Here is a 25,268-nt window from a genome sequence, read left to right as displayed (position 1 = left end):
GGGGACAGCACCGGCGACAGAACAGGCGCCGGAACCGCAGACCTGGGCGCGACGGCTGACCGGATACGCCTGGCGGTTCCGGCGCAACGTCATCCTCGCGCTCGTCTCGTCCCTCGTCGGCATGGGCGTCACCGCCCTCGTCCCGCTGATCACCAAGGTCGTCATCGACGACGTCATCGGCGACGGCAGCCGCTCGCTCGCCGTCTGGACCGGGCTGCTCCTCGGTGCCGCGCTCGTCATCTACGCGTCCACCTTCGTCCGCCGCTACTACGGCGGACGGCTCGCCCTCGACGTACAGCACGACCTCCGCAACGAGATGTACGGAACGATCTCCCGGCTCGACGGGCGGCGCCAGGACAAGCTGTCCACCGGCCAGGTCATCGGCCGTGCCACCAGCGACCTCCAGCTCATCCAGGGCCTGCTCTTCATGCTGCCGATGACCATCGGCAACTTCCTGCTGTTCATCGTCTCGCTCGTGATCATGGCGTGGCTCTCGCTGCCGCTGACCTTCATCGCGCTCGCCGTCGCCCCCGCCATCTGGTTCATCGCCCGCCGCAGCCGCACCCGGCTGCACCCCGCCACCTGGTACGCGCAGTCGCAGGCCGCCGCTGTCGCCGGAGTGGTCGAAGGGGCCGTCTCCGGGGTCCGGGTCGTCAAGGGGTTCGGGCAGGAGGAGCAGGAGGCGGGCAAGCTCCGCGAGGTCGGCAGGAAGCTGTTCGCGGGCCGGCTGCGCACGATCAGGCTCAACGCCCGCTACACGCCCGCGCTCCAGGCCGTGCCCGCCCTCGGGCAGGTCGCCATGCTGGCGCTCGGCGGCTGGCTCGCCACCCGGGGGCAGATCAGCCTCGGCACGTTCGTCGCGTTCTCCACGTACCTCTCCCAGCTCGTCGGGCCGGTCAGGAGCCTCGCCGTCGTGCTGACCATCGGGCAGCAGGCGCGGGCCGGCGTCGAGCGCGTGCTCGAACTGATCGACACCGAGCCGACCATGGAAGAAGGCACGAAGGAACTGCCCGCGGACGCCGAGGCGTCCGTCGAGTTCGACAACGTGTCGTTCGCGTACGAGGACGGGCGGCCCGTCCTCGACCGCTTCTCGCTGGAGATGCGGCCCGGCGAGACCGTCGCCGTCGTCGGTTCGTCCGGCAGCGGCAAGTCCACCGTCTCGCTGCTGCTGCCGCGCTTCTACGACGTGACCCACGGCGCGGTCCTCGTCGGCGGCCACGACGTCCGCGAGCTGACCTTCGACTCGCTGCGCGCCGCGATCGGGCTCGTACCGGAGGACAGCTTCCTCTTCTCCGACTCCGTCCGCGCCAACATAGCCTTCGGCAAGCCGGACGCCACCGAGGAGGACATCCTCCGCGCCACCCGCGCCGCCCAGGCGCACGGCTTCATCAGCGCACTGCCCGACGGGTACGACACCAAGGTCGGCGAGCAGGGCCTCACGCTCTCCGGCGGTCAGCGCCAGCGCATCGCCCTGGCGCGCGCGATCCTCACCGACCCCCGGCTGCTGCTCCTCGACGACGCCACCTCCGCCGTCGACGCCCGCGTCGAGCACGAGATCCACGAAGCGCTCAGGCACGTGATGGCCGGGCGCACCACGCTGCTCATCGCGCACCGCCGCTCCACCCTCAACCTCGCCGACCGCATCGCCGTACTCGACGGCGGACGGCTCGCCGACATCGGCACCCATGACGAACTCCAGCTGCGTTCCGCCCTCTACCGGAAGCTGCTGACCGACCCGGACGAGCTGGGCGAGGTCTCGCCGGGACACGTCCCGGCTGCGAGCGGTCCGGTGGAAGCCGCGGAGGACGACCGCGACGGCCACACCGTCCACGGCGTCCAGGAGGAGATCGACGCGGAGTTCGACGCCGAGCGCGGCGTCACCCCCGCCCTCTGGGTGCGCGACGAGATCGCCGACGAGTCCGCCGCCCCCGGCGCCACCCCCGAACTCCTCGCCCAGGTAGAGGCGTTGCCGCCCGCCACCGACCTGCCACAGATCGACGAGGCGCGCGCCGCCGCGGCGGAGGAGTCGTACGGACTGCGCCGCCTGCTGCGCGGCTTCGGGCTTGCGCTGCTGGTCAGCCTTCTGCTCGTCGCCGTCGACGCGGGCATGGGCCTGCTGCTCCCGATCCTCATCAGGCACGGCATCGACCAGGGGGTCGAACAGCTCGCGCTCGGCGCGGTGTGGACGGCCTCGGGGCTGGGGCTGCTGGTCGTACTCGTCCAGTGGGCGGCGCAGATCGGCGAGACGCGCAGGACGGGCCGCACCGGCGAACGTGTCCTGTACTCCCTGCGGTTGAAGATCTTCGCGCAGCTCCAGCGGCTCGGACTCGACTACTACGAGCGCGAGTTGACCGGCCGCATCATGACGCGCATGACAACCGATGTCGACGCGTTGTCCAGCTTCCTCCAGACCGGACTGGTCACCGCGTTCGTCTCCGTCGTCACTTTCTTCGGCATTCTCGGTGTGCTGCTGGTCATCGACGTACAGCTGGCGCTGGTGGTCTTCGCGACCCTGCCGCTGCTCTTCGCCGGTACGTTCTTCTTCCGCCGCAAGAGCGTCAAGGCGTACGAGCTGGCGCGCGAGCGCATCAGCGTCGTCAACGCCGATCTCCAGGAGACGATGTCCGGGCTGCGGATCGTCCAGGCGTTCGGCCGCGAGAGGGACGGTTCGCGGCGCTTCGCGGAGCGCAGCGACCACTACCGCTCCGCCCGCGTGCGGGGCCAGTGGCTGATCTCTGTCTACTTCCCCTTCGTCCAGCTGCTGTCCTCGGTGGCCGCCGCGTCCGTGATGATCGTCGGCGCGGGCCGGATCGAGGCGGGCACGCTGACGACCGGCGCGCTGGTCGCGTATCTCCTCTACATCGACCTGTTCTTCGCTCCCGTCCAGCAGCTCTCCCAGGTCTTCGACGGCTACCAGCAGGCGACCGTGTCCCTCGGCCGCATCCAGGAGCTGCTGCGCGAGCCGACGTCCACGGAGGCCCCGGACGAACCGCTCGACGTACCGTCCCTGCGCGGCGAAATCGCCTTCGAGGACGTGCACTTCGCGTACGCGGCCGACGGCGAGAGCGCCTCGGGCAAGGCGGAGGAGGCCGCGCTGAGCGGTGTCGATCTGCGGATCGGGGCGGGACAGACCGTGGCGTTCGTCGGCGAGACGGGCGCGGGGAAGTCGACGCTGGTCAAGCTGGTCGCGCGGTTCTACGACCCGACCTCGGGCCGGGTCACCGCCGACGGTTCGGACCTGCGGCAGCTGGACATGACGGCGTACCGGCACCGGCTCGGTGTCGTACCGCAGGAGCCGTATCTGTTCGCCGGTACGCTGCGCGACTCCATCGCGTACGGCCGTCCCGAGGCGACCGACGCCGAGGTGGAAGCCGCGTCCCGGGCGGTCGGCGCGCACGGGATGATCGCCACGCTGGACGGCGGCTATCTGTACGAGGTCGCCGAGCGCGGCCGCAATCTCTCCGCCGGTCAGCGGCAGTTGATCGCGCTGGCGCGCGCCGAGCTGGTCGACCCGGACATCCTGCTCCTCGACGAGGCGACCGCTTCCCTCGACCTCGCGAGCGAGGCCCTGGTCAACCAGGCCACCGAACGTCTCACCGGCCGCCGTACGACCCTCGTGGTGGCGCACCGGCTGACGACGGCGGCCCGCGCGGACCGGGTGGTCGTGATGGACCACGGCCGGGTGGTGGAGGACGGCACGCACGACGAACTGCTCGCGCTGGACGGCCGGTACGCGCGGCTGTGGCGCAGCTTCATCGGAGAGGAGGAGCCCGCCGCCGTGTGACGGACCGGCCTGCCGCCGAGGGGGTGGGTGCTAGGTTCTCGGCGTCTGTCATGAACACAGGGAGTGTGAATGCGCAAGGCGCTGAGATGGCTGCTGTCGCTCGTACTCGTCATAGGCGCGGTGGGCGCGGCCGGTGCGGCCACGGCCGCCGACCGGAGTGCGGACCACCGGACCGCGACGTCCACGACGAAGACGAAACCTGCCAAGGACATCAAGGACCGCGTTCTCGCGATCCCCGGGATGAGCCTGATCGAGGAGAAACCGTACGACGGTTACCGCTTCTTCGTCCTCAACTACACCCAGCCGATCGACCACCGGCACCCGGGCAAGGGCACCTTCCAGCAGCGCGTCACGCTGCTGCACAAGGACACCAGCCGTCCCACGGTCTTCTTCACCGGCGGCTACAACGTCTCCACCAACCCGAGCCGCAGTGAGCCGACGCAGATTGTCGACGGCAACCAAGTCTCGATGGAATACCGCTACTTCACGCCCTCGCGTCCCGCCGAGCCGGCCGACTGGTCGAAGCTGGACATCTGGCAGGGCGCGAGCGACCAGCACCGGATCTTCACGGCACTGAAGAAGATCTACCCCGGGAACTGGCTCGCCACGGGCGGTTCCAAGGGCGGCATGACGGCGACGTACTTCGAGCGCTACTACCCGCGCGACATGGACGGCGTCGTCGCGTACGTCACGCCCAACGACGTGGTGAACGACGAGGATTCGGCGTACGACCGGTTCTTCACGCAGGTCGGCACCGAGGAGTGCCGCGACAGGCTCGACGCGGTGCAGCGCGAGGCGCTGATCCGCCGCGAGCCGCTGGAGGAGAAGTACGCGGCGTGGGCGGCCGAGTCCGGCTCCACCTTCACCACGGTCGGCACTCTCGACAAGGCGTACGAGGCCGTCGTCCTCGACTACGTCTGGGCGTTCTGGCAGTACAGCCTGGTGGCGGACTGCGCGTCCATTCCGGTCGCGGACACCGCCTCCGACCAACAGATCTACGACTCCATCGACGCGATATCCGGCTTCTCCGCCTACACGGACCAGGGCCTGGAGCAGTACACGCCGTACTACTACCAGGCAGGGACCCAGCTCGGCTCGCCCGACATCACGCAGCCGTACCTCGGTGACCTGAGCCGCTACGGCTACCAGCCGCCGCGCAACTTCGTGCCGCGCTCCATCCCGATGTCGTTCGACCCGAAGGTGATGCCGGACGTCGACAACTGGGTCCGGCACCACGCGGATCACATGCTGTACGTCTACGGGCAGAACGACCCGTGGGGCTCCGAGCGCTACCGCTTCGGTCACGGGGCGCGTGACAGCTACGTGTTCACCGCGCCGGGCGCCAACCACGGCGCGAACGTGGCCGGGTTGGTCGCGGACGAGAAGGCGAAGGCCACGGCCAGGATCCTGGACTGGGCGGGCGTCGCACCGGCCGCCGTTCAGAGCGACGAGTCGAAGGCGAAGCCGCTGTCGGCGTTCGACGCCGGGCTCGACCAGCGGAAGCTGGAGCGGGAGCCGGGCCTGCGCCCGTAACTCCACTGCTCAGCAACGTACGTGTGGGCTGTGTCCGCCGTCCCGTTTCCGGCCGGCGGACACAGCCCACAGTTTTCACCAGCGGTGAATCAGTACTTCAGACCGTGGCCGATCGGGAACAGCGCCTGCTCCGGATCGTCCGCGCTGGGCACCGCGACCGGCAGCCGGCCCTGCGGCCGTACCGCTCCAGCGATCACCCGTGCGGCGGCCCGGACCTCGACATCCGTCCAGGTGTACATCGCGAGGGAGGCCCTGGCCCCCGTCAACTGCGCGATGTCGTAAGGATTACGGAGCGAGACCGTGACGACCGGCACCCCGCTCTCGACCAGCCGGTGGACCAGTGTGCGCTGCGCGCTGGTGGCGGAGACGTTGTACGTCGTGACGACGACCGCGTCCTTGCCCTGCGCGGCGGCCACCGCCGCGTCGATCGCCTCCGCCGCCGGATCCGTTGCGGTGGACAGCGCGGTGGTGGTGAAGCCCAGACCGGTCAGCGTGTCGGCGAGGACCTTCGTGGGCGGACCGTCGCTCAGGGAGGGCGAGGCCGGGTCGGGACCGACGACCAGGAGGTCCGTCGTCGCGCGGGGGTCCAGAGGCAGCAGCCCGTCGTTGACGAGCAGCGTGGTCGTCGCCTCGGCGATCCGGTCGGCACCGGCCAGATGCGCGGGGGTGCCCACGACATCGTCCACCTCGGCGCCCGGCACAAACGGATCGCGGAACAGGCCTGTGCGTTCCTTCAGTTGAAGGATGCGCAGGACGGATTCCTCGACGCGCTGCTCAGTGATCTCGCCGCTCTTGACGGCCTCCAGGACCGCGTTCCAGGCGAGCCGCAGGTCCGGCGGGTTGAGCAGCTGATCGATGCCCGCCTTGATCGCGAGGACCGGCACGCGGTCGTCGCCGTACTTCTCCCGCACACCCGCCATGTCGAGCGCGTCGGTGATCACGACACCCTCGTAGCCCAGCTGTTCGCGCAGGATGCCGGTGACGATGGGATGCGACAGCGTCGCCGGATCTCCGCTCGGGTCGAGGGCGGGGACCACGATGTGCGCGGTCATGATCGAGCCGGCCCCCGCGTCGATCGCGGCCCGGAACGGCGGCGCGTCCAGCTCCTGCCACTGCTCCACGGTGTGGCTGATGGTGGGCAGGGCGTAATGGCTGTCGGTCGTCGTGTCGCCGTGGCCGGGGAAGTGCTTGGCCGTGGCGGTGATGCCCGCGCGCTGATAGCCCTTGATCTGGTCGGCGACGAGACCGGCGACGGCCTGCGGGTCGGCGCCGAAGGAGCGTACGCCGATGACCGGGTTGGCCGGATTGACGTTGACGTCGGCGTCGGGCGCGTAGTCCTGGTTGATTCCCATGGCGGACAGCTCGGCCCCGGCGATTCGCGCGGCCTCCCGAGCGCCGTCGTGGGAACGGCCCGCGCCGAGCGCCATCGCGCTGGGCAGGAGCGTCACCGGCTTGCCGATGCGGGTGACGATGCCGTGCTCCTGATCGGTGGAGATCAGCAGCGGTACGGGTGTTTTCTGGGCGAGCGCGGCCTTCTGAAGTCCGTTGGACAGACCGGCGATCTGGTGCGGGTCGCGCACGTTGTGCGCCCAGGCGAAGTAGATGATTCCGCCGACGTGGTACGTGTCGATCAGTTCGGCGGCGGTGCGGACGCCGATCTCCGCGAGGTTGAGATCGATGTCTTCCTGGTCGGGCTCGGTCGCGGAGTGCCCGTACACCCGCATCACGAAGAGCTGGCCGACCTTCTCCTCCAGGCTCATCCGGGAAACGATCCGCCGCAGCCGCTCGCGCGGCGCTGCGGCAGCGGGACTTCCACCGGCAACTCCCGCGGCCGTTATGGCGGTTGCGGCAGTCGCGCCGAGGAGTGCGCGTCTGGAGATGGTTCGGTCTTTCACTGGTGTCCTTCCGGCGTGCACTGCGGGGGGATGAAGGAAACTGCCAATGGATCACGCTTATCTGGAAAATTACCGCCAAGTCAAGAGGGCGCCGCCAAGTCCCTCGATGGGGTTGCGGGGGGAGCCGGGATCGTACGGGAGTGACTGCGGGGCCTGGAGGTGTTCGCGGGCGGTCGGACGTGTTGGCGGACCGGTGAATACACCGACGCCGTGGCCGCCCCCCCAATCTAATTGCGTGACAGTAACTCCATGAGTGACAGGCATGCACTTGTTGTTAATGGCGGGGAGTTCTACCGTCGAGGCGCGAGGACGGGACGGTGCCCAAGCCGCCCCGCTTCCAACGGAATCCGGGACATCACCTGCCCCTGAAACATGATCAATTCGGAGGGACGCCATGTCCGCCTACGTCATAGCCCACCTGCGGGAAGCCGTCCCGCACACAGACATCGCCGAGTACATCGAGCGCATCGCCGCCACCTTCGAGCCGTACGGCGGACGCACTCTCGTCCACTCCCCGCGGCCCGAGGTGAAAGAGGGCGACTGGGCCGGGCAGATCGTGATGATCGGCTTTCCCGGGACAGCCGAGGCGCGGGCCTGGTGGGAGTCCCCCGCATACCGGGAGATCGTCCCCCTGCGCCAACGGCATTCCAGGGCCGACGTCATCCTGCTCGAAGGCGTGCCCGAGGGCTACGAACCGGCTGTTGCCGCGCAGGGCATGCGGGACGCGCTGGCCGGCCGGCAGCAGCCCTCGCCTGCCGACAGCCCCGAGTAGCTGCCCCGGGCCGCGGTCCCTGGATAGGGTCGAGGGGAATCCGGACGGCGACGGTCAGGGGGGCGTGATGGGCGCGGACAACGGCGCGCGGAAGGCCGGGAGCGTACGGGAGTGGCTGCGGGGCCTGGAGGTGTTCGCGGGGCCACTGGCGCAATTCGATCCCGCCGGTGCCCCGGCCGAACCGGTCGGCCTGTTCCTCGACTGGCTGAGTGAGGCGGTCGCGGCGGGTGTGCCGGACGCGCACGCCATGACGCTCTCCACTGTCGGTGAGGACGCAGGCCCCGACGCCCGCGTCCTCATCCTCAAGAACGTGGACAGCGAAGGCTGGCAGTTCGCCGCACACGCCAACAGCCCCAAGGGCCGCCAACTGGCCGACCGCCCCCGCGCGGCGCTCACCTTCTACTGGCCCCTGCAAGGCCGCCAGGTGCGCGTCCGGGGCACGGTGAAACCGGAGCCGCCCGAGCGGAGCGCCGCCGACCTGCTGGCCCGAGCACCGTCCGCCCGCGCGGAGGTACTGCTGGGCCGCCAGAGCTCCCACCTGGACAGCCCCGAGGAGCGGGACGGTGCGCTACGGGCGGCCCTGGCCCGGATCGAGTCGGAACCCGAACTGGTCAGCGCCGAATGGACGTTGTACACGCTGGTGCCGACCGAGACCGAGTTCTGGCAGGCGGACAAGGACCGCGTCCACGACCGCCTGCGCTATGAACGCCCCGACCCTCACGGCCCTTGGACGCGCCACCTGCTGTGGCCGTAACGGGCAGGGGGCGCGACAAGCCGAGGTGAGCGGTCGGGCAGCCCCTTCTGCTGCTGCCTGTGCAGCGCGCCCACGGCGGCCAACTGCCGCCGTTCCCAGTCCGTGGCGGGCCGGAGCCGTCTGAATCTGGCCCGCCACGCACGCCCGGTGGGGCGCTCCAGATCCACGTAGTCGCCGACGATGTCTCGTACGGTGCCCGGCATTTCCGCGTCGCCGTCGAATACGACGGCTCCGATCGCGATTTCGCGGGGCTCGGCAAAGGTACGGGGAATCCGGATCTCCCTCACCGGTCGCGCGAGTTGGCGCTTCGGTCTCACCTATAACCACCCTTGCGCTTCAGCTCCTTTTCCAGCTGCATCTGCGCGCGAATTCGCCGCATGGTCGGGCTCATTTGTTCGCTCTCCTGTTCGGACTCCGCGTCATCCTGTTCAACTTGGTCGCCCTGGTCCTCCCGGTTGCCTTTGGCGTCGGGGCACACCGGTCGGCCGCATTCGCAGGGAGGCCAGTCGAGGGTCGTCCAGCTCACGATGTCTCTTCCTTCGATCCCGGGCCCCGACTTCGGGACCCGGAGCCGGCCATCGGTTCCGAACGTGTCACTCAGTCCGGACAGAATCCGGCGCGCTTCACTGGTCATCAGACAACCTCCGCAATCCATTGAGGACCCGTTCCATCAGTCCGTGTGTCAGTGGGGCGTATGTGCCCGGGGGTTGAGGCCTGGGCGGTATGAACAGGACGCCCACGTGCCGCACCGTCCTCACAGGGGTGAACTGACACCGGGCCGCCTCTGTCGGCTTGGTGGAGGGTCTAAGGTCCGCCATGGGTTGCGTTCCGTTCGCTTCCTGATCGCTTTGCACTTGGTTCTACTTTCGGTCCCAAGGCGCCTTTGGAACAGGCAAAATGACGTGCCAACAGAACTGGCACAGGAAGGCTGTGAAACATGACCGCACTGAACCCAGAGGAATCGGAAGAGCCGGAAGGCGGGGCGGAATTCTTCGGCAAGGAGGTCATGCACGCCCGTAAACACAAGGAGATGTCGCAGCAGGAGCTAGCCGATGCGGCGGGCTTCGAACGTACTTACGTGACCCGCGTCGAAGGTGGCACGCGCTTGGCGTCTCCGAGGTTCGCCGACGCGTGTGACAACGTCTTTGGCACACCCGGAAGCTTCGCCCGCCTGCGGCTTCGGATCAGTGAGCGTGGGCATCCCGGCTGGTTCGTGCCGTTCGTGAAGCTGGAGCGCGAAGCGGCCACCGTGAGCGACTACTCGAACGTCTTCATCATGGGAATGTTCCAGACGCCGGAGTACGCACAGGCGATTTTCCGTGCGGCGCACCCGCGCAAGGACGCAGCTCAGATCAAGACGCTTGTGGATGCCCGCATGCGACGGCGTGACGTCCTAGAGGGCGAGAATCCGCCGTTGATGTGGGTGATCCTGCATGAGGCCGTACTGCGGACGGTTGTCGGCGGCCCTGCTGTCATGGCCGGCCAGCTTGAGCACCTGGCGGATGCAGGCACAAGCCCGCACGTGACACTGCAAGTTCTGCCTTACGACGCAGGTGCCCCGGCAACCAACGTGGCGTTCGTCCTGCTAACCCAGGACGATGGACCCGCTGTCCTCTACACAGAGACGATGGAGAGGGGACACGTGACAGACTCGATTACGGAAGTGGCCAACGCAACTGCCGTCTACGACCGCCTACGCGCCGCAGCTTTGTCCGAAGAACGTTCCCTCGACCTGATCCGCACGATTGCCAAGGAGCACGTCAGATGAGCCGCACCCCGGACCCGGTAGGTTGGGTCAAGAGCACGTACAGCGGGGGGCAGGGGGGCAACTGCGTTGAGTGGTTGCCGTCGTTCGCGGCGGCTCACAGTGTCGTTCCTGTTCGTGACAGCAAGTGCGCCGACGGCCCTGTCCTCATGCTCACGCGCGAAGCCTTCGCAGGTCTGGTCGACTTCGCTCGAAGCACCGACGCGTAGCGCGTCCGTCTCTAAGTGAGCCCCGCCGCCGTTGAGTTCGGGTCGGCGGGGCTTCGTCGTATCGGAAACGTCGATTACCAAGGAGTACGCCAGATGAGCCACACCCCGAAGCTCACCCGTTGGGTCAAGAGCACGCACAGCGGCGAGGGCAACTGTGTCGAGTGGTCGCCGTCGTTCGTGGCGGCTCACAGCGTCGTTCCTGTCCGTGACAGCAAGAGCGTCGACGGTCCCGTCCTCATGCTCACGCGCGAAGCCTTTGTCGGCCTGGTCGCCTTCGCCCGGTGCGCCGACGTGTAGCGCATCTGTTCCCAAAAGAGCCTCATATTCGCTGAGTTCGGGTCGGCGGGCTGTCTTCTCCGCGCCCGCCGTCGCCGCTAGTGTCGTTCTCTGCCCGCTCCTGATTTCTCGATCTCAGCACTCAACGTTTCTGCTGGCGCTGGAGCCGACGCCGACGCGGACTTCGGTTCCGTCCCGTCCGCGTCACCATGGACGACTCCTGGCGGTGGGAGGCAGCGCCCGCAACGCAGGCGTTGTTCTCCCGGACCGTCCCACCGTGCAGCGGAAGGTTCCGCCGTGACAGCACGGCACTGGTTCCGTCGTACCGCACCGGAGTTCCACCGAGCCGTACGGGCTCGGGCGGGAACCGCTTCTTACCGTTCAGCTCTGCGGACCCCGGGCGCGGCGGCCTTCTTCCTGGCCGCGGCTCCTGCCCGGCTCGGCGTGGCCATGGCCGGTCTCGGCATCGTCTGGCTGATCCATGCCGAGACCGGCTCCTTCGGAGCGGCCGGGCTGGTCACGGGCTCGTTCGCCGTGGCGGAGACCCTGGTCGGCCCGCAGACGGCCCGCCTCATGGACCGTTTCGGGCAGCCGCGCGTCCTCGTACCGCTCCTGTGCGGCCACGCCGGAGCGATTTCCGTCCTGGTCGCGCTGGCCGTGACGAAAGCCTCCGCGATGCCGCTGATGGCGGCCGGTCTCGCGGCCGGAGCGACCATCCCGCAGTTCGGGGCGCTCACCGCGGCCCGCTGGTCGGTCCTGCTGCACGGCAGGGCCGAACTCACCCCGGCCTTCGGGCTCGAAACGATCAGCAACGAGGTCGCCTTCCTCCTCGGTCCCGCGCTCGCGGTGCTGATGGCGACCCAGGTGCACCCGGCCGCAGGTACGGTGCTGGCGGGAACGCTCGTCGTCGGTGCCGGACTGGCGTTCGCGGCGTCGCGTCGTACCGCCCCGGCCCCGGCGGCCGCCACGGCGTCCGCTCCGGACCGCAGGACTGCCCGGGGCCCGGGGGCTTTGTTCACCCGGAACTTCGCCACGCTGCTGGCCGCCAATCTGGCCCTGGGCGTCTTCTTCGGCTCGACGCAGGTCTCGGTGAGCGCCTTCGCCCACGTTCACCACGCCGCTGCGGAAGCCGGGCTGTTGTACGGACTGATGAGCTGCGCGAGCCTGTTGGCCGGTCTGGCCTACGGCCGACACCGCCGACGCACCTCGCCTGCGGCTCAACTCCGTCTGATCCTGGCCTTCTTGGCCTGCGCCTCGCTGCTGCCGCTGCTGGCCGACGCCCCCTGGCAACTCGGCCTCGCTCTCATGCTCTCCGGTGCGGGAGTCGCTCCGTGCGTCATCGTCTCCTCGACGCTCATCGAGTCGGTCGTGGACCGGTCGGTCCTGACCCAGGCGTTCACCTGGGCGAACTCCGCGAGCGCTGCGGGCATCGCCGTCTCTGCCGCCGTCGTCGGCCGACTCGTCGACGGTCCTGGCGGCGCGCGCGCCGGGTTCACCGTCCCCGTCCTCGTCCTGACCGCGACGACGGTCCTGACCTGGTTCGGCCGTCACGCCCTGACCGCGGCCACCGCGGCCTCCGGACAGCGTTCGTCGGAGGCTCAGTCGGCCGGTGTCGAGCCCTGAGCAGGGAAGGGGGCCCGGCGGCCGACGCCTCGAACTGCCCTGCAGGGTCGTGCCGTTCGCACCGTCAGGCCACGTGCAGGACGACCTTGCCGCGCCGGTGCGGGCGGGTGAGGGAGACGTAGGCGGCCGGGGTTTCGGCGAGAGGGAGGACAGCGGCGACCGAGGGGGCCAGTCGCCGCCTGGCGCACCAGCGCCTGCCAGGCGGTCAGTCCGGCCAGCGGGAGAGCGGAGGTGCGGTCGTGGCCGAGTCCCGGGGGCCTGGCCGCGATCACCGCCGCGGGCACCACAGTGAACTGGGCGGCGGCCTCATCGGTGTGCGACGCACCAGGCTTGACCGGTGGAGTGGGCCGGGAGTTGTCCCCTGCGCTGCCGCTGTTACGCGGCTGTGGAGGGAGGTGGGTTTGTCCGGGTTGCCGGTTCACCTGGATGTCGTCCGCAGGTCGTCTCGCGTTGCCTCTGGTCAATGGTTCGCCGGGACCTGCCCGGCTCAGGAGAAGAAGTCGATCACGTGCCGGGCCGTGTTGTCGGGGATGTCGACGTCGGCCGCCCCGGCGCTGCGGTGGACAGCGCCTGCTCGTACGCGGCGAGCGCCGTCTCGATGTCGCCGGGGTGCGCGGCGAGGGCCTTGCCGAGTTCGGCGCAGTCCAGCATGGCCGCGCCGAGTTCGGCGCCGCCCTGCTGGACGGCTTGGCGCCTTCGCCGTTGGGAGCCGGCAGAGGGGCGGCCCCCGCGTTCACCCTCCACCCCACCGGCCCACCCCGACACCCTCAGCCCGAACCCGCACTGTCGGCCAAGGTCCGAGCCGAGCAACGCTCCGACCCACGCACCGGTCCCAGCTCCGTCACCCGACCTTCCCGCTCAGCCCCTCCAGGTACTCCCGTCCCGCCAGCAGCAGTCCCGGCAGTTCCGCCGCCTTCGGGTACCAGCGCTTCTCGTACTCCCAGCACACCCAGCTGTCGTCGTCCAGCAGCGCCAGGTACTCCGCCAGCGGCAGCACCCCCGCGCCCAGGGCCAGCGGCGTGGTGTCCTCCGCCGAGGCGATGTCCTTGACCTGGACGTAGCCGAGGTACGGGCCCAGCGCCGCGTGGGTCGTGAGCGCGTCCTCGCCGCCCAGCCAGGTGTGCATCACGTCCCAGAGCGCGCCCACCTGCGGGTGTCCCACCGGGCCCAGGACACGCGCCGCGTCCGCGCCCGTACGGTGCGAGTCGTGGGTCTCCAGCAGGATCCGTACGCCGAAGTCCGCCGCCACCTCTCCCGCCGCCGCCAGCCGACGCGCGGCCGTCGCGTCCGACTCCGCCCGGTCCTGGCCGCCGCCGCCCGGGAACACGCGGATGTACGAGGCGCCCAGGTCCCGCGCCAGCCAGAGCAGGCCGTCCATCTCCTCGCGCAGCGCGTCGTCGTCCACGCTCGCGTCCGCCACCCGCGCGTACCCGGCCACCGTCAGGATCTCGATGCCCGCGCGCTTGAACTCGTCGACGACCGCCGCCCGTTCGCGCTGCCCGATGCCGGGGTGCACGGGCTCCTCGGGGTGGCCGCGCAGCTCCACCCCCTGGTAGCCGTTGGCGACGGCGAGTTCGATGACCTCGGGGATCGGCAGGCCGGGTACTCCGAGGGTCGAGAAGGCGAACTTCACGTGATGCTTCCTTCCTGAACGGTGCTGAACGGTGCTGAACGGTGCTGAACGGTGTTGGGCGGTGCTGAACAGTGCGGGCGGCGGTGTTGAACGGTGCCGGACGGTCCTCACGGTCATGCCGGGAAACCCCGCCGGGCCTCAGCGTCGAGCGACCGTGACCTCCGGCTGCCGCGTCGCCCAGCACCCACCACATCACCTTCCGGTACCCCGCAGCGCGTACGAAACCCACCCCGGCCGAACGAGCCCGTCACCGGCACCCGCCTTGCCCACCTGCCTCACCCCACCTGCCTCACCCCACCTGCCTCACCCCACCCGTGGCGGCGCCGTCGACGCCCGTGCCATCAGCTCCGCCGCGATCGTCGCGATCCCGCCGGGTGGCGCCGCCTCCGTACCCATCGCCAGGCGTCCCGCCCGGGCGCCCGCCTCGTGCAGGGGCAGCCGTACCGTCGTCAGGGCCGGTACCGCGTCCACCGAGAACGGCAGGTCGTCGAAGCCCGCCACCGAGATGTCCTGCGGGATCCGCAGCCCCTGGTCGCGTACCGCCGCGCACGCGCCCAGCGCCACCGTGTCGTTCGCCGCGACCACCGCCGTCAGGTCGGGCGCGCGGCGCAGCAGCTCCAGCGTCGCCTCGTATCCGGAGCGGCGGGTGTACGGGCCGTGGACGGTCAGCAGGTCCTGGTCGGCGGTCAGGTCCACGCCGGCGTCCGCCGCCTTCAGCGCGGCCCGGTGCCCTTCGAGGCGGTGGCGCGTCGTCGTACGTTCCATCGGGCCCGCCACGTAACCGATCCTGCGGTGGCCGAGCGCGAGCAGGTGCTCCGTCAGGCGTTTGCCGCCGCCCCGGTTGTCGAACGCCAGCGAGGCCACGACGGCGTCGCTGTCCGGCAGCGGCGGCCGGCCGCAGAGCACCACCCGGGTACCCGCGTCGGCGAGTTTCGCCAGCTTCGTGGCCATCGCCTCGATGTGCTCCGGGTCTTCGAGCGCCCCGCCGGTGAGCACCACGGCCGCCGCCCGCTGACGCTGGAGCAGCGTCAGGTAGGTCAGCTCACGCTCGGGCGAGCCGCCCGTGTTGCAGACGACGGCGAGCTTCTCGCCGCCCGCCCTGCCGCTGCCCTCGTGACCGCCGATCTCGGTCTGGGCCGCGCCCGCCATGATCCCGAAGAAGGGGTCGGCGATGTCGTTGACGAGGATGCCCACCAGGTCGGAGGTGGCGGCGGCGAGCGAGCTGGCGGGGCCGTTGAGTACGTAGTCGAGGTCGTCCACCGCCCGCAGCACGCGTGCCCGGGTGGCGGCGGCGACCGGATAGTTGCCGTTCAGTACGCGGGAGACGGTGGCGGGCGACACCCGGGCGCGGGCCGCCACATCCGCCAGGGTGACTGTCATTGCTTTCCTCCGGAGATGCGTGAGAGACGAGAGGTGCGTCTCGGCCGAGAGATGAGTGGGAGCCGAGCGGATCGGGACCCGGTACTTGTCCCGGCCGCCGTCGCAGGCTAGCTTCATACCCTATAGAAAGCGCTTGCTGAGGTTGTGTGGAGGGAACTTCGTGACACGCAGGACAGTGCGGATCGCCATGAATGGCGTCACGGGCCGGATGGGATACCGACAGCACCTGCTGCGCTCCGTCCTCGCGATCCGTGACCAGGGCGGACTGGCCCTCGGCGGCGGAGAGGTGCTGTGGCCGGAGCCCGTGCTCGTCGGCCGCCGTGAACATGCCCTCAGAGAGATCGCCGAACGCCACGGCCTCAGCGAGTGGTCCACGGACCTCGACGCCGTACTCGCGGACGAGACCGTCGAGGTCTACTTCGACGCCCAGGTCACCTCGGCCCGCGTCGAGGCGATCAGGAAAGCGATCGCCGCGGGCAAACACATCTACACCGAGAAGCCCACCGCGACCGACCTCGAAGGCGCCCTCGGACTGGCGCGGCTCGCCGAGAGCGCCGGCATCAAGCACGGCGTGGTCCAGGACAAGATCTTCCTGCCGGGCCTGCTCAAGCTGAAACGGCTCATCGACGGCGGCTTCTTCGGTGAAATCCTCTCCGTACGCGGGGAGTTCGGGTACTGGGTCTTCGAGGGCGACTGGCAGGACGCCCAACGCCCCTCCTGGAACTACCGGAACGAGGACGGCGGCGGCATCACCGTCGACATGTTCCCGCACTGGGAGTACGTCCTGCACGAGCTGTTCGGCCGTGTCACCAGCGTCCAGGCGCACATCACCACGCACATCCCGCAGCGCTGGGACGAGCAGGGCAAGCCGTACGCCGCCACCGCCGACGACGCAGCGTACGGCATCTTCCAACTGGACGGCGGCGCGGTCGCCCAGATCAACTCCTCCTGGGCCGTACGGGTCAACCGCGACGAGCTGGTCGAGTTCCAGGTCGACGGTACGCACGGCTCCGCCGTCGCCGGGCTGCGCCGCTGCCGCGTCCAGCACCGCAGCGCCACACCCAAGCCGGTGTGGAACCCTGACCTGCCCGCCACCGAGTCCTTCCGCGACCAGTGGCAGGAAGTTCCCGACAACGCCGAGTTCGACAACGGTTTCAAGGCGCAGTGGGAGCTGTTCCTGCGCCATGTCGCCCTCGGTGAGCCCTACCAGTGGGATCTGCTCGCGGGCGCGCGCGGGGTTCAGCTGGCCGAGCTGGGCCTGCGCTCGTCGGCGGAGGGCCGCCGTTTCGACGTACCGGAGCTGAGCCTGTGACCCTGCGACTCCCTTCTCCCGGAGGCGTGTTGAGGACGTACACCCCACGCGCCGAACCCGCGCGGTTCACCGCCGGCAACGCGCCGCTCGCTTCCCGCACGGTCTTCTCCGCGGCGCATGTCGTCGCCGATCCGTACGCCGACACCAGCCCCGACGCGCCCGCCGCGATCGACTGGGACGCCACGCTCGCCTTCCGCCGTCACCTCTGGTCGCACGGCCTCGGCGTGGCGGAGGCCATGGACACCGCGCAGCGCGGCATGGGCCTGGACTGGACGGGCGCGGCAGAGCTGATCCGGCGCTCGGCGGCGGAGGCGAAGGCCGTCGGCGGCCGGATCGCGTGCGGCGTCGGCACCGACCAACTGGCACCCGGAACACACACCTTGGCCGAGGTGCGCGCCGCGTACGAGGAGCAGCTGGCGCTCGTCGAGGAGACGGGATCGCAGGCCATCCTGATGGCCTCCCGCGCCCTGGCCGCTGCCGCCACCACGCCCGACGACTATCTCGCCGTCTACGCCCACCTGTTGCGGCAGGCGAGCGAACCGGTCGTCCTGCACTGGCTGGGACCGATGTTCGACCCGGCGCTCGGCGGTTACTGGGGCAGCGCGGACCTCGACGCGGCCACCGAGACGTTCCTCCAGGTCATCTCCGAGCACCCGGACAAGATCGACGGCATCAAGATCTCGCTGTTGGACGCCCAGCGCGAGATCGATCTGCGCCGCCGACTGCCCAAGGGCGTGCGCTGTTACACCGGCGACGACTTCAACTACCCAGAGTTGATCGCCGGGGACGAGCGCGGCTTCAGCCACGCGCTGCTCGGCATCTTCGACCCGCTGGGTCCGCTGGCCGCGGAGGCCGTGCGGGTGCTGGACACCGGCGATCAGAAGGGCTTCAGGCAACTCCTCGACCCGACCGTCGAGTTGTCCCGCCACCTCTTCCAGACGCCCACCCGCTTCTACAAGACGGGCGTCGTCTTCCTCGCCTGGCTGGCCGGACACCAGGACCACTTCGCGATGGTCGGCGGTCTCCAGTCGGCGCGTTCGCTGCCGCATCTGGCCCGGGCGTACGAACTGGCGGACGGTCTCGGCCTGTTCCCGGATCCGGCGGTCGCCGAGGCCAGGATGGCGTCCCTGCTCGACGTGTACGGAGTGAACTCGTGAGCGAACGCGGTGAAATGAACAGCGACCGGAGCGAACTCACCGGCAGGCTGAACCGGTTCAGCATCAACCAGATGACGGTCAAGCAGCTGTCCCTGCCCGAACTGACCGAGGCGTGCGTGCGGCTCGGCGTACCGGGCATCGGACTGTGGCGCGAGCCGGTGCGGGCGTACGGAGTGGAGGCCGCGGCCAAGCTCGTACGCGAGGCCGGGCTCGCCGTCACGACGCTCTGCCGCGGCGGGTTCCTGACCGCGATCGACAAGGATCAGCGGGCGGTGGCGCTGGCCGACAACCGGGCGGCGATCGACGAGGCCGTGACGCTGGGCACGGACACGCTGGTGCTGGTCTCCGGCGGCCTCCCGGCGGGCAGCAAGGACCTGCCCGCCGCCCGCGAGCGGATCGCCGACGCGCTGGCCGAACTCGCCCCGTACGCGGGCGAGCGGGGCGTGCGCCTCGCGATCGAGCCGCTGCACCCGATGTTCGCGTCCGACCGCTGTGTCGTCTCCACCCTCGACCAGGCGCTCGAACTGGCGGAGCGTTTCCCGGCCGAGCAGGTCGGCGTGGTCGTGGACACGTACCACATCTGGTGGGACGACCGGGCTCCGGCGGCCGTCGCGCGGGCGGGCGCGGGCGGCCGGATCCACTCCTTCCAACTGGCCGACTGGATCACGCCGTTGCCGGCCGGAGTGCTGAACGGTCGCGGCCTGATCGGCGACGGGGCGGTCGACGTGCGGGAGTGGCGGGAGCGGGTGGACGCGACCGGCTTCACGGGGCCGATCGAGGTCGAGCTGTTCAACGACGAGTTGTGGGCGCGCGACGGCGTGGAACTGCTCACCGAGGTGGCGCGGCGCTACGTGACGCACGCGCTCTGAAAGCGCGGGCTTGGGGAGCATTCGGGGGCCGTGGCCGGGCCGTCCGCAGAGCACAGCCCTGCGGACGGCCCGGCCACGCGCGTCATGCGGTGCGGCCGCCCTCCCCGCCCCGGAACGTTCTGCGGTACGCCGTCGGCGTCACCCCGGTCGCCGCCTGGAGGTGATGGCGCAGCGAAACGGCCGTGCCGAAGCCCGCGTTGGCGGCGACCCGGTCGATGGGCAGGTCGCTCTCCTCCAGCAACTGCCGGGCCCGCTCCACACGCTGCCGGATCAGCCACTGGGCGGGGGAGAGGCCGACCTCTTCGCGGAAGCGGCGGGTGAACGTTCGTACGCTCATCGACTCCAATTCTGCCAACTCCCTCAGCTGTATGGGCCGTTCCAGGTGGTCGAGCGCCCAGGCGCGCGCCGCGCCGGTCGAGGAGACCGTCGGTTCGGGGACGGGGCGGCGGATGTACTGTGCCTGGCCGCCGTCGCGGTGGGGCGGTACGACGGTCGTACGGGCAACGGCGTTCGCCACCGCCACTCCGTGATCGCCGCGGATCATGTGCAGGCACAGGTCGATGCCGGAGGCGACACCCGCCGAGGTGAGCACGTCTCCGTCCTCCGTGTAGAGGACATCGGGATCGAGCCGTACGTCAGGATGCAGCTCGCGGAACCGGTCGCAGGACTTCCAATGCGTGGTCGCCCTCTTCCCCTTGAGCACCCCGGCCGCCGCGAGCACGAACGCGCCCGTACAGATGGACGCGATCCGGGTGCCGGGTCTGATCCGGGCGAGGGCGGCGGCGAGGGGCGGGCTGAGCCGCCCGTCCTCCGGGGTGTAGTCCTCGTCGGAGGTCGGGACGATCACGGTGTCCGCTTCGCCGAGCAACTCCGTTCCGTGGCGCACGTTCACGGTGACATCGCCGTCCGTCCGTACGGCTCCGGGCGCGGGCGTGCAGGTCAGTACGGAGTAGAGCGGATCGCCCGACATGGACGCGGCCTGCCCGAACAGCTGGTGCACGATGCCGAGTTCCATCTGAAGCAGCCCGGGACGCACCAGCACGGCGACCCGGTGGCGGTGGGGAGAGGCATCGGGAAAGCCGCGCGGTGAATCGACGGGAGCGCAGGGAGCGCCGGTTTCGGCAGAAGCGGTCATGGCCCGAACCTTTCCGCTCCTGGCCATCGGGCAACTCGATCGACGCGCACGATCGGCGCACGGTCGACCCATGGACCGGATACCTCACCCGAGCGGACAGCCAACCCACCCCGAAGCAGGGCCAACCTGCTCCGAAGCAGGGCCAACTCGCATACACCGCGCCTGGTGGGTCGTCACCGTGGCCGCACTGGCGATCGTCGCGGCCGGCACCGTCACGACCCTCTCCGGAGTGCTGACCGACCCGCTGCACGGCACCTTCGGCTGGTCGCGCTCCACGATCGGCGTCGCTGTCTCGGCCAACATGGTGCTGTACGGCGTGACCGCCCCGTTCGCGGCGGCGCTCATGGACCGTTTCGGCATCCGCCGGATCGCGGCCGCCGCCCTGACGGCCGTCGCGGCCGGCTCGTTGCTCACCACCGTCATGACCGCCGCCTGGCAGTTCGTCCTCTGCTGGGGGCTGCTCGTCGGCCTCGGCAGCGGTGCCACCGCTATGACCTTCGCCGCGACCGTCGCGCAACGCTGGTTCGTGCGCAGGCGCGGGCTGGTCACGGGCATCCTGACCGCCGCCGGGGTCTTCGGGCAGTTCGCCGTCCTGCCCGCGCTCTCCTGGCTGACCGAACGGCACGGCTGGCGCCCCGCGTTGGTGACCGTGGCGCTCGCCGGACTCGTACTCGTACCGCTGGTGGGCCTGTTGCTGCGGGATCATCCGGCGGACGCCGGGCTGAGGCCGTACGGTGGCGCGCGGTTCGTGCCGCGTCCGGCACCCGTGCCCGGAGCGGGGGCACGTGCCGTCCGGGTGCTGCTCGACACCGCGCGTACCGGGCCCTTCTGGCTGCTCGCCGGGGTCTTCGCGGTCTGCGGAGCCTCGACCAACGGCGTGATGTGGAGCCACTTCACGCCCGCCGCCCACGACCACGGCATGCCCGCGACGGCCGCGTCCTCGCTGCTCGCGCTGATCGGGATCTTCAACGTCGCGGGCACCATCGCCTCCGGCTGGCTCACCGACCGTTACGACCCGAGGCGGTTGCTCGCGGGTTACTTCGTCCTGCGCGGTGGTTCCCTTCTCGCCCTGCCGTCGCTGCTGACGGCCGCGCCGGACACGCCACTTGTGGTGTTCGCCGCCGTCTTCGGACTGCTGGACGTGGCGACCGTGCCGCCGGTGATCGCGCTCAGCCGGGAGTTCTACGGCGCGGACAGCGCCATCGTCTTCGGCTGGGTCAACACCGCCCACCAGGTGGGGGCCGGGCTGATGGCGGTCCTGGGCGGAGTCGTACGGGACACCCTGGGAACGTACGACCCGGTGTGGGCGGGCTCGGGAGCGCTGTGCGCGACGGCCGCGCTGCTCTCCCTGGCCGTCCGCCGGCCGGCGCGAACCGGCGGGGACGAGATTACTCACCGGGGCCGTGCAACCATCCGGGGGTGATGTGTGTCGTACATGTCATCAAAGCTCTCGGGGAGGGGTCCGGGGGGATCGGAGAGCTTTGACATGGGGAGGGGAGTACGTGGGGCCCGGTCCGGCGGACCGGGCCCCCTGTCGGCTCGCGACGCGGTCGTTGGGCGTTGCGTTCAGCCGTCCTGCGGTCCCCTGCTCAGCTACGGCGTGACCTGTCCGCATCGAGGGCCCGGCGCAGCGCCTTCAGCGGGTACGGGGTCTCCCTGTCCTCGTCCTGGATCTTGCCGTAGAAGTCCGTCATCACCGTGGCGAGCAGTGCGTGGCGGGAGAGGATCGCCCTGGCCTCTCGCGGTCCGTCCGGCGGCTCCGCGCCTTCCGCACACGCGCGAATCAGTGCCTCGCGTTCTTTCCGCTCGTATCCGTAGAGAGCCGTGATCAGCCAGTTCACCAGCCAACTGCGTGTGTAGCAGCGATCGTAGGTCCTGTGCCGTTCGAAGAAGCCGGCCTCGGACGGTGACAGCTCGAAGCGGGAGGAGAGTGCGAGGCCGTAGTCGGTGAAGTAGAGGCGTCGGCCGTCGGTCAGGATGTTCTGGAAATGGGCGTCGAAGTGCAGGAGCCCGCGCGCGTTCATGAAGGACGTGCCCGTCTCCAGCTCGCACTCCACCAGGGAACAAGCCCGGTCGGCGGATTCTTCATCAGTCCGTACCTGCTCGGTGAACCACTCGTGGAGCGTCTGGGGGATGTACTCCAGGAACAGCGCCAGGCTCGCGGAGGACTGCTGAACGGCCTCGATACGACGGCGTACCTCGGGCCTGCCTCCCCAATAGGCCACGGCCCGCTCCACGTCCGCGAGTTCTACGGGAAGCGGGGTCGTGTCCGGCAGCACGCGCCAGTGGTACATCATCGGAAAACCTTGGTACTGCCCCGCGAGCACCCAGTTCGTCGTCATGGTGTGAACGGCCAGCTCCCGCCACGTCCCGAAACCGGGCCCACCGACGCCGTACTGGCAGTGGGTGGGAAGCCCGAACAGGTTGGCAGTGGACCGTACGTGCTCCGGCAGCCGCTCCATGTCCGTGAGCGGCACCCGCTTCACGAAGACCGGCTTCCCGTCGACCTCCAGCAGCGCGGACTTCCCGCCGATACCGGAGTCGAGCGGGACGGCGGCGTCCACAAGCTCGCCCAGTTGGAGATCACTTCGCAGGGCGAGTGCTGTGGAGACAGCGCTGTAGGCAGCCAGGCGTGCGTCTTCTGACATGTCCGGGTGCTCGACCGCTACCTGCATGGGAATGCCGACCTCGTTTCCGCCATGCCCGCGAGTGTCCACCTGCCGCTGCCTCCGCACTGTAGATGAAGCGCGACGAGGAGAGCGGCGGAGTCGGCGCCGGGCACGCTACGCCACGGGCCGGCGTCATTCGGTGGTTGTCCACAGGGCTGGTGCTGTGGAGAGGCCGTTGTCCACAGGCTGCTCGCGCTGTCGGAGCCGGGCGGTAGCGTCGGATCATGTCCAATCCAACTCCCGCGGTGCTCGAAGCCGTTCTCGAGCGCATCACGTACGCCAATGAGGAGAACGGCTACACGGTCGCGCGCGTCGACACGGGCCGCGGTGGCGATCTCCTCACCGTGGTCGGTGCGTTGCTCGGCGCGCAGCCCGGGGAGTCGCTGCGCATGGAGGGCCGCTGGGGCACGCATCCCCAGTTCGGCAAGCAGTTCACGGTGGACAATTACACGACGATTCTGCCCGCCACGATCCAGGGCATCCGGCGCTATCTCGGTTCCGGTCTGATCAAGGGCATCGGTCCGGTGATGGCCGACCGGATCGTGGAGCATTTCGGGCTGGACACCCTCGACATCATCGAGGAGGAGCCCAAGCGCCTGGTGGAGGTGGCGGGGCTCGGGCCCAAGCGGACGAAGATGATCGCCACCGCCTGGGAGGAGCAGAAGGTCATCAAGGAAGTGATGATCTTCCTCCAGGGCGTGGGCGTCTCCACCTCCATCGCCGTGCGGATCTACAAGAAGTACGGCGATGCCTCGATCTCGGTGGTCAGGAACGAGCCGTATCGCCTGGCGGCCGACGTCTGGGGCATCGGGTTCCTCACCGCCGACCGGATCGCCCAGGCGGTCGGCATTCCGCACGACAGCCCGGAGCGGGTCAAGGCGGGCCTCCAGTACGCCCTCTCCCAGTCCACCGACCAGGGCCACTGCTTCCTGCCGGAGGAGCAGCTGATCTCGGACTCCGTGAAGCTCCTCCAGGTGGACACGGGGCTGGTCATCGAGTGCCTGGCCGAGCTGGCCGCGGAAGAGGAGGGGGTCGTACGGGAGACGGTGCCGGGGCCGGACGGCGGGGAGGCCGTCACGGCGATCTATCTGGTGCCCTTCCACCGTGCGGAGCTGTCCCTGGCCGGGCAGGTGCGGAGGCTGCTGCGGGCGGACGAGGACAGGATGCCGGTCTTCCAGGACGTGGCCTGGGACAAGGCGCTGGCCTGGCTCGCGGACCGTACGGGCGCGGAGCTGGCGCCCGAGCAGGAGCAGGCGGTCCGGCTCGCGCTCACCGAGAAGGTCGCGGTCCTGACCGGCGGACCCGGCTGCGGGAAGTCCTTCACGGTCCGCTCGATCGTGGAGCTGGCGCGGGCCAGGAAGGCCAAGGTGGTGCTGGCCGCGCCCACCGGGCGGGCGGCCAAGCGGCTCGCCGAGCTGACGGGCGCCGAGGCGTCTACGGTGCACCGGCTGCTGGAGCTGAAACCGGGCGGGGACGCGGCGTACGACAAGGACCGGCCGCTCGACGCGGATCTGGTGGTGGTGGACGAGGCGTCGATGCTGGACCTGCTGCTGGCCAACAAACTGGCCAAGGCGGTCGCGCCGGGCGCGCATCTGCTGCTGGTCGGCGATGTCGACCAACTGCCCTCGGTCGGGGCCGGCGAGGTGCTGCGTGATCTGCTCGCTGAGCAAGGACCCGTGCCGCGCGTCAGGCTCACCCGGATCTTCCGGCAGGCCCAGCAGTCCGGCGTGGTCACCAACGCGCACCGCATCAACTCCGGAGTGCACCCCATCACCCAGGGCCTCTCCGACTTCTTCCTCTTCGTGGAGGACGAGACGGAGGACGCGGGGCTGCTGGCCGTCGATGTCGCGGCGCGGCGGATCCCCGCCAAATTCGGCCTGGATCCCCGCCGTGACGTCCAGGTCCTGGCGCCGATGCACCGCGGCCCGGCGGGCGCCGGCACGCTCAACGGCCTGCTCCAGCAGGCGATCACCCCGGCGAGACCCGAGCTTCCCGAGAAGCGGCTCGGCGGCCGGGTCTTCCGCGTCGGGGATAAAGTGACTCAGATCAGGAACAATTATGACAAAGGGGCCAACGGGGTCTTCAATGGCACGGTCGGCGTGGTCACCGCGCTCAGCCTGGACGACCAGCAGCTGACGGTGCTGACGGACGAGGACGAGGAGGTGCCGTACGACTTCGACGAGCTGGACGAGCTGACGCACGCGTACGCCGTGACGATCCACCGCTCCCAGGGCAGCGAGTACCCCGCCGTGGTCATTCCGGTGACCACGGGAGCCTGGATGATGCTTCAGCGCAACCTGCTGTACACGGCCGTCACCCGCGCCAAGAAGCTCGTCGTACTGGTGGGCTCGCGCAGGGCGATCGGACAGGCGGTCCGCACCGTCTCGGCGGGCAGGCGCTTCACCGCGCTCGATCACCGGCTGTCCGGGACTTCCGGAACCGGGGCGAAGGGGGCAGGATGAGCGGGTTGGCGGCACTGAGTGCCGCCAAAAGGCCTAATGG

General features: G+C 69.8%; 21 protein-coding genes. 13 read left to right on the top strand and 8 right to left on the bottom strand.

Features of this window, described 5'->3' with window-relative positions; translation table 11 throughout:
* The first annotated feature begins 55 nt into the window (after nt 1-55).
* Together ACIP6N_RS19770 and ACIP6N_RS19765 are read left to right on the top strand one after the other, a co-directional pair.
* Entirely contained in the window at nt 56-3,784 is a 3,729-nt protein-coding gene (locus ACIP6N_RS19770; protein ID WP_401817397.1) for an ABC transporter ATP-binding protein, read from the top strand.
* Nucleotides 3,785-3,853: 69 nt separating this feature from the next.
* Nucleotides 3,854-5,317: an aminopeptidase gene (locus tag ACIP6N_RS19765; protein WP_401817153.1), complete on the top strand. Its 1,464-nt coding sequence runs from the start codon at nt 3,854-3,856 to the stop codon at nt 5,315-5,317.
* Nucleotides 5,318-5,406: 89 nt separating this feature from the next.
* Here the strand turns inward: ACIP6N_RS19765 and ACIP6N_RS19760 are convergent, their stop codons facing one another.
* Nucleotides 5,407-7,212, bottom strand: a complete 1,806-nt coding sequence (locus ACIP6N_RS19760; protein WP_401817152.1) for a glycoside hydrolase family 3 protein — start codon at nt 7,210-7,212, stop codon at nt 5,407-5,409.
* Between the two features lie 394 nt (nt 7,213-7,606).
* Here ACIP6N_RS19760 and ACIP6N_RS19755 point away from each other — a divergent pair, with 394 nt between their 5' ends.
* The gene (locus tag ACIP6N_RS19755; RefSeq protein WP_401817151.1) at nt 7,607-7,984 is read left to right on the top strand and encodes a DUF1330 domain-containing protein; all 378 of its coding nucleotides are present in this window, start codon (nt 7,607-7,609) and stop codon (nt 7,982-7,984) included.
* 67 nt (nt 7,985-8,051) lie between these two features.
* Complete coding sequence (locus ACIP6N_RS19750; protein WP_401817150.1) at nt 8,052-8,738, top strand: pyridoxal 5'-phosphate synthase; 687 nt, start codon at nt 8,052-8,054, stop codon at nt 8,736-8,738.
* Here ACIP6N_RS19750 and ACIP6N_RS19745 read toward each other — a convergent pair.
* Nucleotides 8,702-9,055, bottom strand: coding sequence for a hypothetical protein (locus ACIP6N_RS19745; RefSeq protein ID WP_401817148.1), 354 nt, complete (start codon nt 9,053-9,055; stop codon nt 8,702-8,704). The two genes, ACIP6N_RS19750 and ACIP6N_RS19745, sit on opposite strands and share 37 nt — an antisense overlap.
* Complete coding sequence (locus ACIP6N_RS19740; protein WP_401817146.1) at nt 9,052-9,372, bottom strand: hypothetical protein; 321 nt, start codon at nt 9,370-9,372, stop codon at nt 9,052-9,054. The genes ACIP6N_RS19745 and ACIP6N_RS19740 overlap by 4 nt, the downstream gene beginning before the upstream one ends.
* Before the next feature lie 303 nt (nt 9,373-9,675).
* Between ACIP6N_RS19740 and ACIP6N_RS19735 the strand changes: the two genes are divergently transcribed.
* The 4 genes from ACIP6N_RS19735 (at nt 9,676) to ACIP6N_RS19720 (ending at nt 12,611) form a co-directional block, all read left to right on the top strand.
* Nucleotides 9,676-10,506 (top strand): helix-turn-helix transcriptional regulator, encoded by an 831-nt coding sequence (locus tag ACIP6N_RS19735; protein ID WP_401817144.1) that lies wholly within the window; start codon nt 9,676-9,678, stop codon nt 10,504-10,506.
* A complete protein-coding gene (locus ACIP6N_RS19730) occupies nt 10,503-10,712 on the top strand; it encodes a DUF397 domain-containing protein (protein ID WP_401817142.1) in 210 nt (69 codons plus the stop codon). The genes ACIP6N_RS19735 and ACIP6N_RS19730 overlap by 4 nt, the downstream gene beginning before the upstream one ends.
* Before the next feature lie 93 nt (nt 10,713-10,805).
* A complete protein-coding gene (locus ACIP6N_RS19725; RefSeq protein ID WP_401817141.1) occupies nt 10,806-11,009 on the top strand; it encodes a DUF397 domain-containing protein in 204 nt (67 codons plus the stop codon).
* 276 nt (nt 11,010-11,285) lie between these two features.
* Nucleotides 11,286-12,611 carry an MFS transporter gene (locus ACIP6N_RS19720; protein WP_401817140.1) on the top strand — a complete coding sequence of 442 codons (1,326 nt, stop codon included), beginning with the start codon at nt 11,286-11,288 and terminating at the stop codon, nt 12,609-12,611.
* A gap of 504 nt (nt 12,612-13,115) precedes the next feature.
* Here ACIP6N_RS19720 and ACIP6N_RS19715 read toward each other — a convergent pair.
* The 3 genes from ACIP6N_RS19715 to ACIP6N_RS19705 all read right to left on the bottom strand — a co-directional run bounded on the left by ACIP6N_RS19715 (nt 13,116) and on the right by ACIP6N_RS19705 (nt 15,624).
* Nucleotides 13,116-13,355, bottom strand: a complete 240-nt coding sequence (locus tag ACIP6N_RS19715; RefSeq protein ID WP_401817139.1) for a hypothetical protein — start codon at nt 13,353-13,355, stop codon at nt 13,116-13,118.
* A 97-nt stretch (nt 13,356-13,452) separates the two neighbouring features.
* Nucleotides 13,453-14,244: a sugar phosphate isomerase/epimerase family protein gene (locus ACIP6N_RS19710; RefSeq protein WP_401817137.1), complete on the bottom strand. Its 792-nt coding sequence runs from the start codon at nt 14,242-14,244 to the stop codon at nt 13,453-13,455.
* Between the two features lie 303 nt (nt 14,245-14,547).
* Nucleotides 14,548-15,624: a LacI family DNA-binding transcriptional regulator gene (locus tag ACIP6N_RS19705; protein ID WP_401817136.1), complete on the bottom strand. Its 1,077-nt coding sequence runs from the start codon at nt 15,622-15,624 to the stop codon at nt 14,548-14,550.
* Nucleotides 15,625-15,784: 160 nt separating this feature from the next.
* Here ACIP6N_RS19705 and ACIP6N_RS19700 point away from each other — a divergent pair, with 160 nt between their 5' ends.
* From ACIP6N_RS19700 to ACIP6N_RS19690, 3 genes are read left to right on the top strand one after another with little or no spacing between them, the layout of a single operon-like run.
* Nucleotides 15,785-16,936, top strand: coding sequence for a Gfo/Idh/MocA family protein (locus ACIP6N_RS19700; RefSeq protein WP_401817135.1), 1,152 nt, complete (start codon nt 15,785-15,787; stop codon nt 16,934-16,936).
* Nucleotides 16,933-18,093 (top strand): dihydrodipicolinate synthase family protein, encoded by a 1,161-nt coding sequence (locus ACIP6N_RS19695; RefSeq protein ID WP_401817134.1) that lies wholly within the window; start codon nt 16,933-16,935, stop codon nt 18,091-18,093. Before ACIP6N_RS19700 ends, ACIP6N_RS19695 begins: the two co-directional genes overlap by 4 nt.
* Nucleotides 18,094-18,107: 14 nt before the next feature.
* The gene (locus ACIP6N_RS19690) at nt 18,108-18,962 is read left to right on the top strand and encodes a sugar phosphate isomerase/epimerase family protein (protein ID WP_401817396.1); all 855 of its coding nucleotides are present in this window, start codon (nt 18,108-18,110) and stop codon (nt 18,960-18,962) included.
* Nucleotides 18,963-19,044: 82 nt separating this feature from the next.
* Here ACIP6N_RS19690 and ACIP6N_RS19685 read toward each other — a convergent pair whose 3' ends face one another.
* Nucleotides 19,045-20,097 carry a GlxA family transcriptional regulator gene (locus ACIP6N_RS19685; RefSeq protein ID WP_401817133.1) on the bottom strand — a complete coding sequence of 351 codons (1,053 nt, stop codon included), beginning with the start codon at nt 20,095-20,097 and terminating at the stop codon, nt 19,045-19,047.
* A 70-nt stretch (nt 20,098-20,167) separates the two neighbouring features.
* Between ACIP6N_RS19685 and ACIP6N_RS19680 the strand changes: the two genes are divergently transcribed.
* Nucleotides 20,168-21,520, top strand: a complete 1,353-nt coding sequence (locus ACIP6N_RS19680) for an MFS transporter (protein WP_401817132.1) — start codon at nt 20,168-20,170, stop codon at nt 21,518-21,520.
* A 166-nt stretch (nt 21,521-21,686) separates the two neighbouring features.
* Here the strand turns inward: ACIP6N_RS19680 and ACIP6N_RS19675 are convergent, their stop codons facing one another.
* The gene (locus ACIP6N_RS19675; protein WP_401817131.1) at nt 21,687-22,745 is read right to left on the bottom strand and encodes a protein kinase family protein; all 1,059 of its coding nucleotides are present in this window, start codon (nt 22,743-22,745) and stop codon (nt 21,687-21,689) included.
* A gap of 245 nt (nt 22,746-22,990) precedes the next feature.
* Between ACIP6N_RS19675 and ACIP6N_RS19670 the strand changes: the two genes are divergently transcribed.
* Nucleotides 22,991-25,228 carry an ATP-dependent RecD-like DNA helicase gene (locus ACIP6N_RS19670; protein WP_401817130.1) on the top strand — a complete coding sequence of 746 codons (2,238 nt, stop codon included), beginning with the start codon at nt 22,991-22,993 and terminating at the stop codon, nt 25,226-25,228.
* Nucleotides 25,229-25,268: the final 40 nt, after the last annotated feature.

This window comes from Streptomyces sp. NPDC088725, from assembly GCF_044751305.1.
Lineage (GTDB): Bacteria > Actinomycetota > Actinomycetes > Streptomycetales > Streptomycetaceae > Streptomyces.
Note: the sequence above shows the minus strand (reverse complement) of the source record. Positions and strands in the feature narration are given on the sequence as shown.

Bases quoted from the DNA above. Each gene is read 5' to 3' on its own strand.
- ACIP6N_RS19725 (WP_401817141.1), top strand. From the start codon at position 10,806: ATGAGCCACACCCCGAAGCTCACCCGTTGGGTCAAGAGCACGCACAGC.
- ACIP6N_RS19690 (WP_401817396.1), top strand. From the start codon at position 18,108: ATGAACAGCGACCGGAGCGAACTCACCGGCAGGCTGAACCGGTTCAGC.
- ACIP6N_RS19680 (WP_401817132.1), top strand. From the start codon at position 20,168: ATGGACCGGATACCTCACCCGAGCGGACAGCCAACCCACCCCGAAGCA.
- ACIP6N_RS19705 (WP_401817136.1), bottom strand. From the start codon at position 15,624: ATGACAGTCACCCTGGCGGATGTGGCGGCCCGCGCCCGGGTGTCGCCC.
- ACIP6N_RS19735 (WP_401817144.1), top strand. From the start codon at position 9,676: ATGACCGCACTGAACCCAGAGGAATCGGAAGAGCCGGAAGGCGGGGCG.
- ACIP6N_RS19730 (WP_401817142.1), top strand. From the start codon at position 10,503: ATGAGCCGCACCCCGGACCCGGTAGGTTGGGTCAAGAGCACGTACAGC.
- ACIP6N_RS19765 (WP_401817153.1), top strand. From the start codon at position 3,854: ATGCGCAAGGCGCTGAGATGGCTGCTGTCGCTCGTACTCGTCATAGGC.
- ACIP6N_RS19755 (WP_401817151.1), top strand. From the start codon at position 7,607: ATGTCCGCCTACGTCATAGCCCACCTGCGGGAAGCCGTCCCGCACACA.
- ACIP6N_RS19740 (WP_401817146.1), bottom strand. From the start codon at position 9,372: ATGACCAGTGAAGCGCGCCGGATTCTGTCCGGACTGAGTGACACGTTC.
- ACIP6N_RS19750 (WP_401817150.1), top strand. From the start codon at position 8,052: ATGGGCGCGGACAACGGCGCGCGGAAGGCCGGGAGCGTACGGGAGTGG.
- ACIP6N_RS19670 (WP_401817130.1), top strand. From the start codon at position 22,991: ATGTCCAATCCAACTCCCGCGGTGCTCGAAGCCGTTCTCGAGCGCATC.
- ACIP6N_RS19675 (WP_401817131.1), bottom strand. From the start codon at position 22,745: ATGTCAGAAGACGCACGCCTGGCTGCCTACAGCGCTGTCTCCACAGCA.
- ACIP6N_RS19685 (WP_401817133.1), bottom strand. From the start codon at position 20,097: ATGACCGCTTCTGCCGAAACCGGCGCTCCCTGCGCTCCCGTCGATTCA.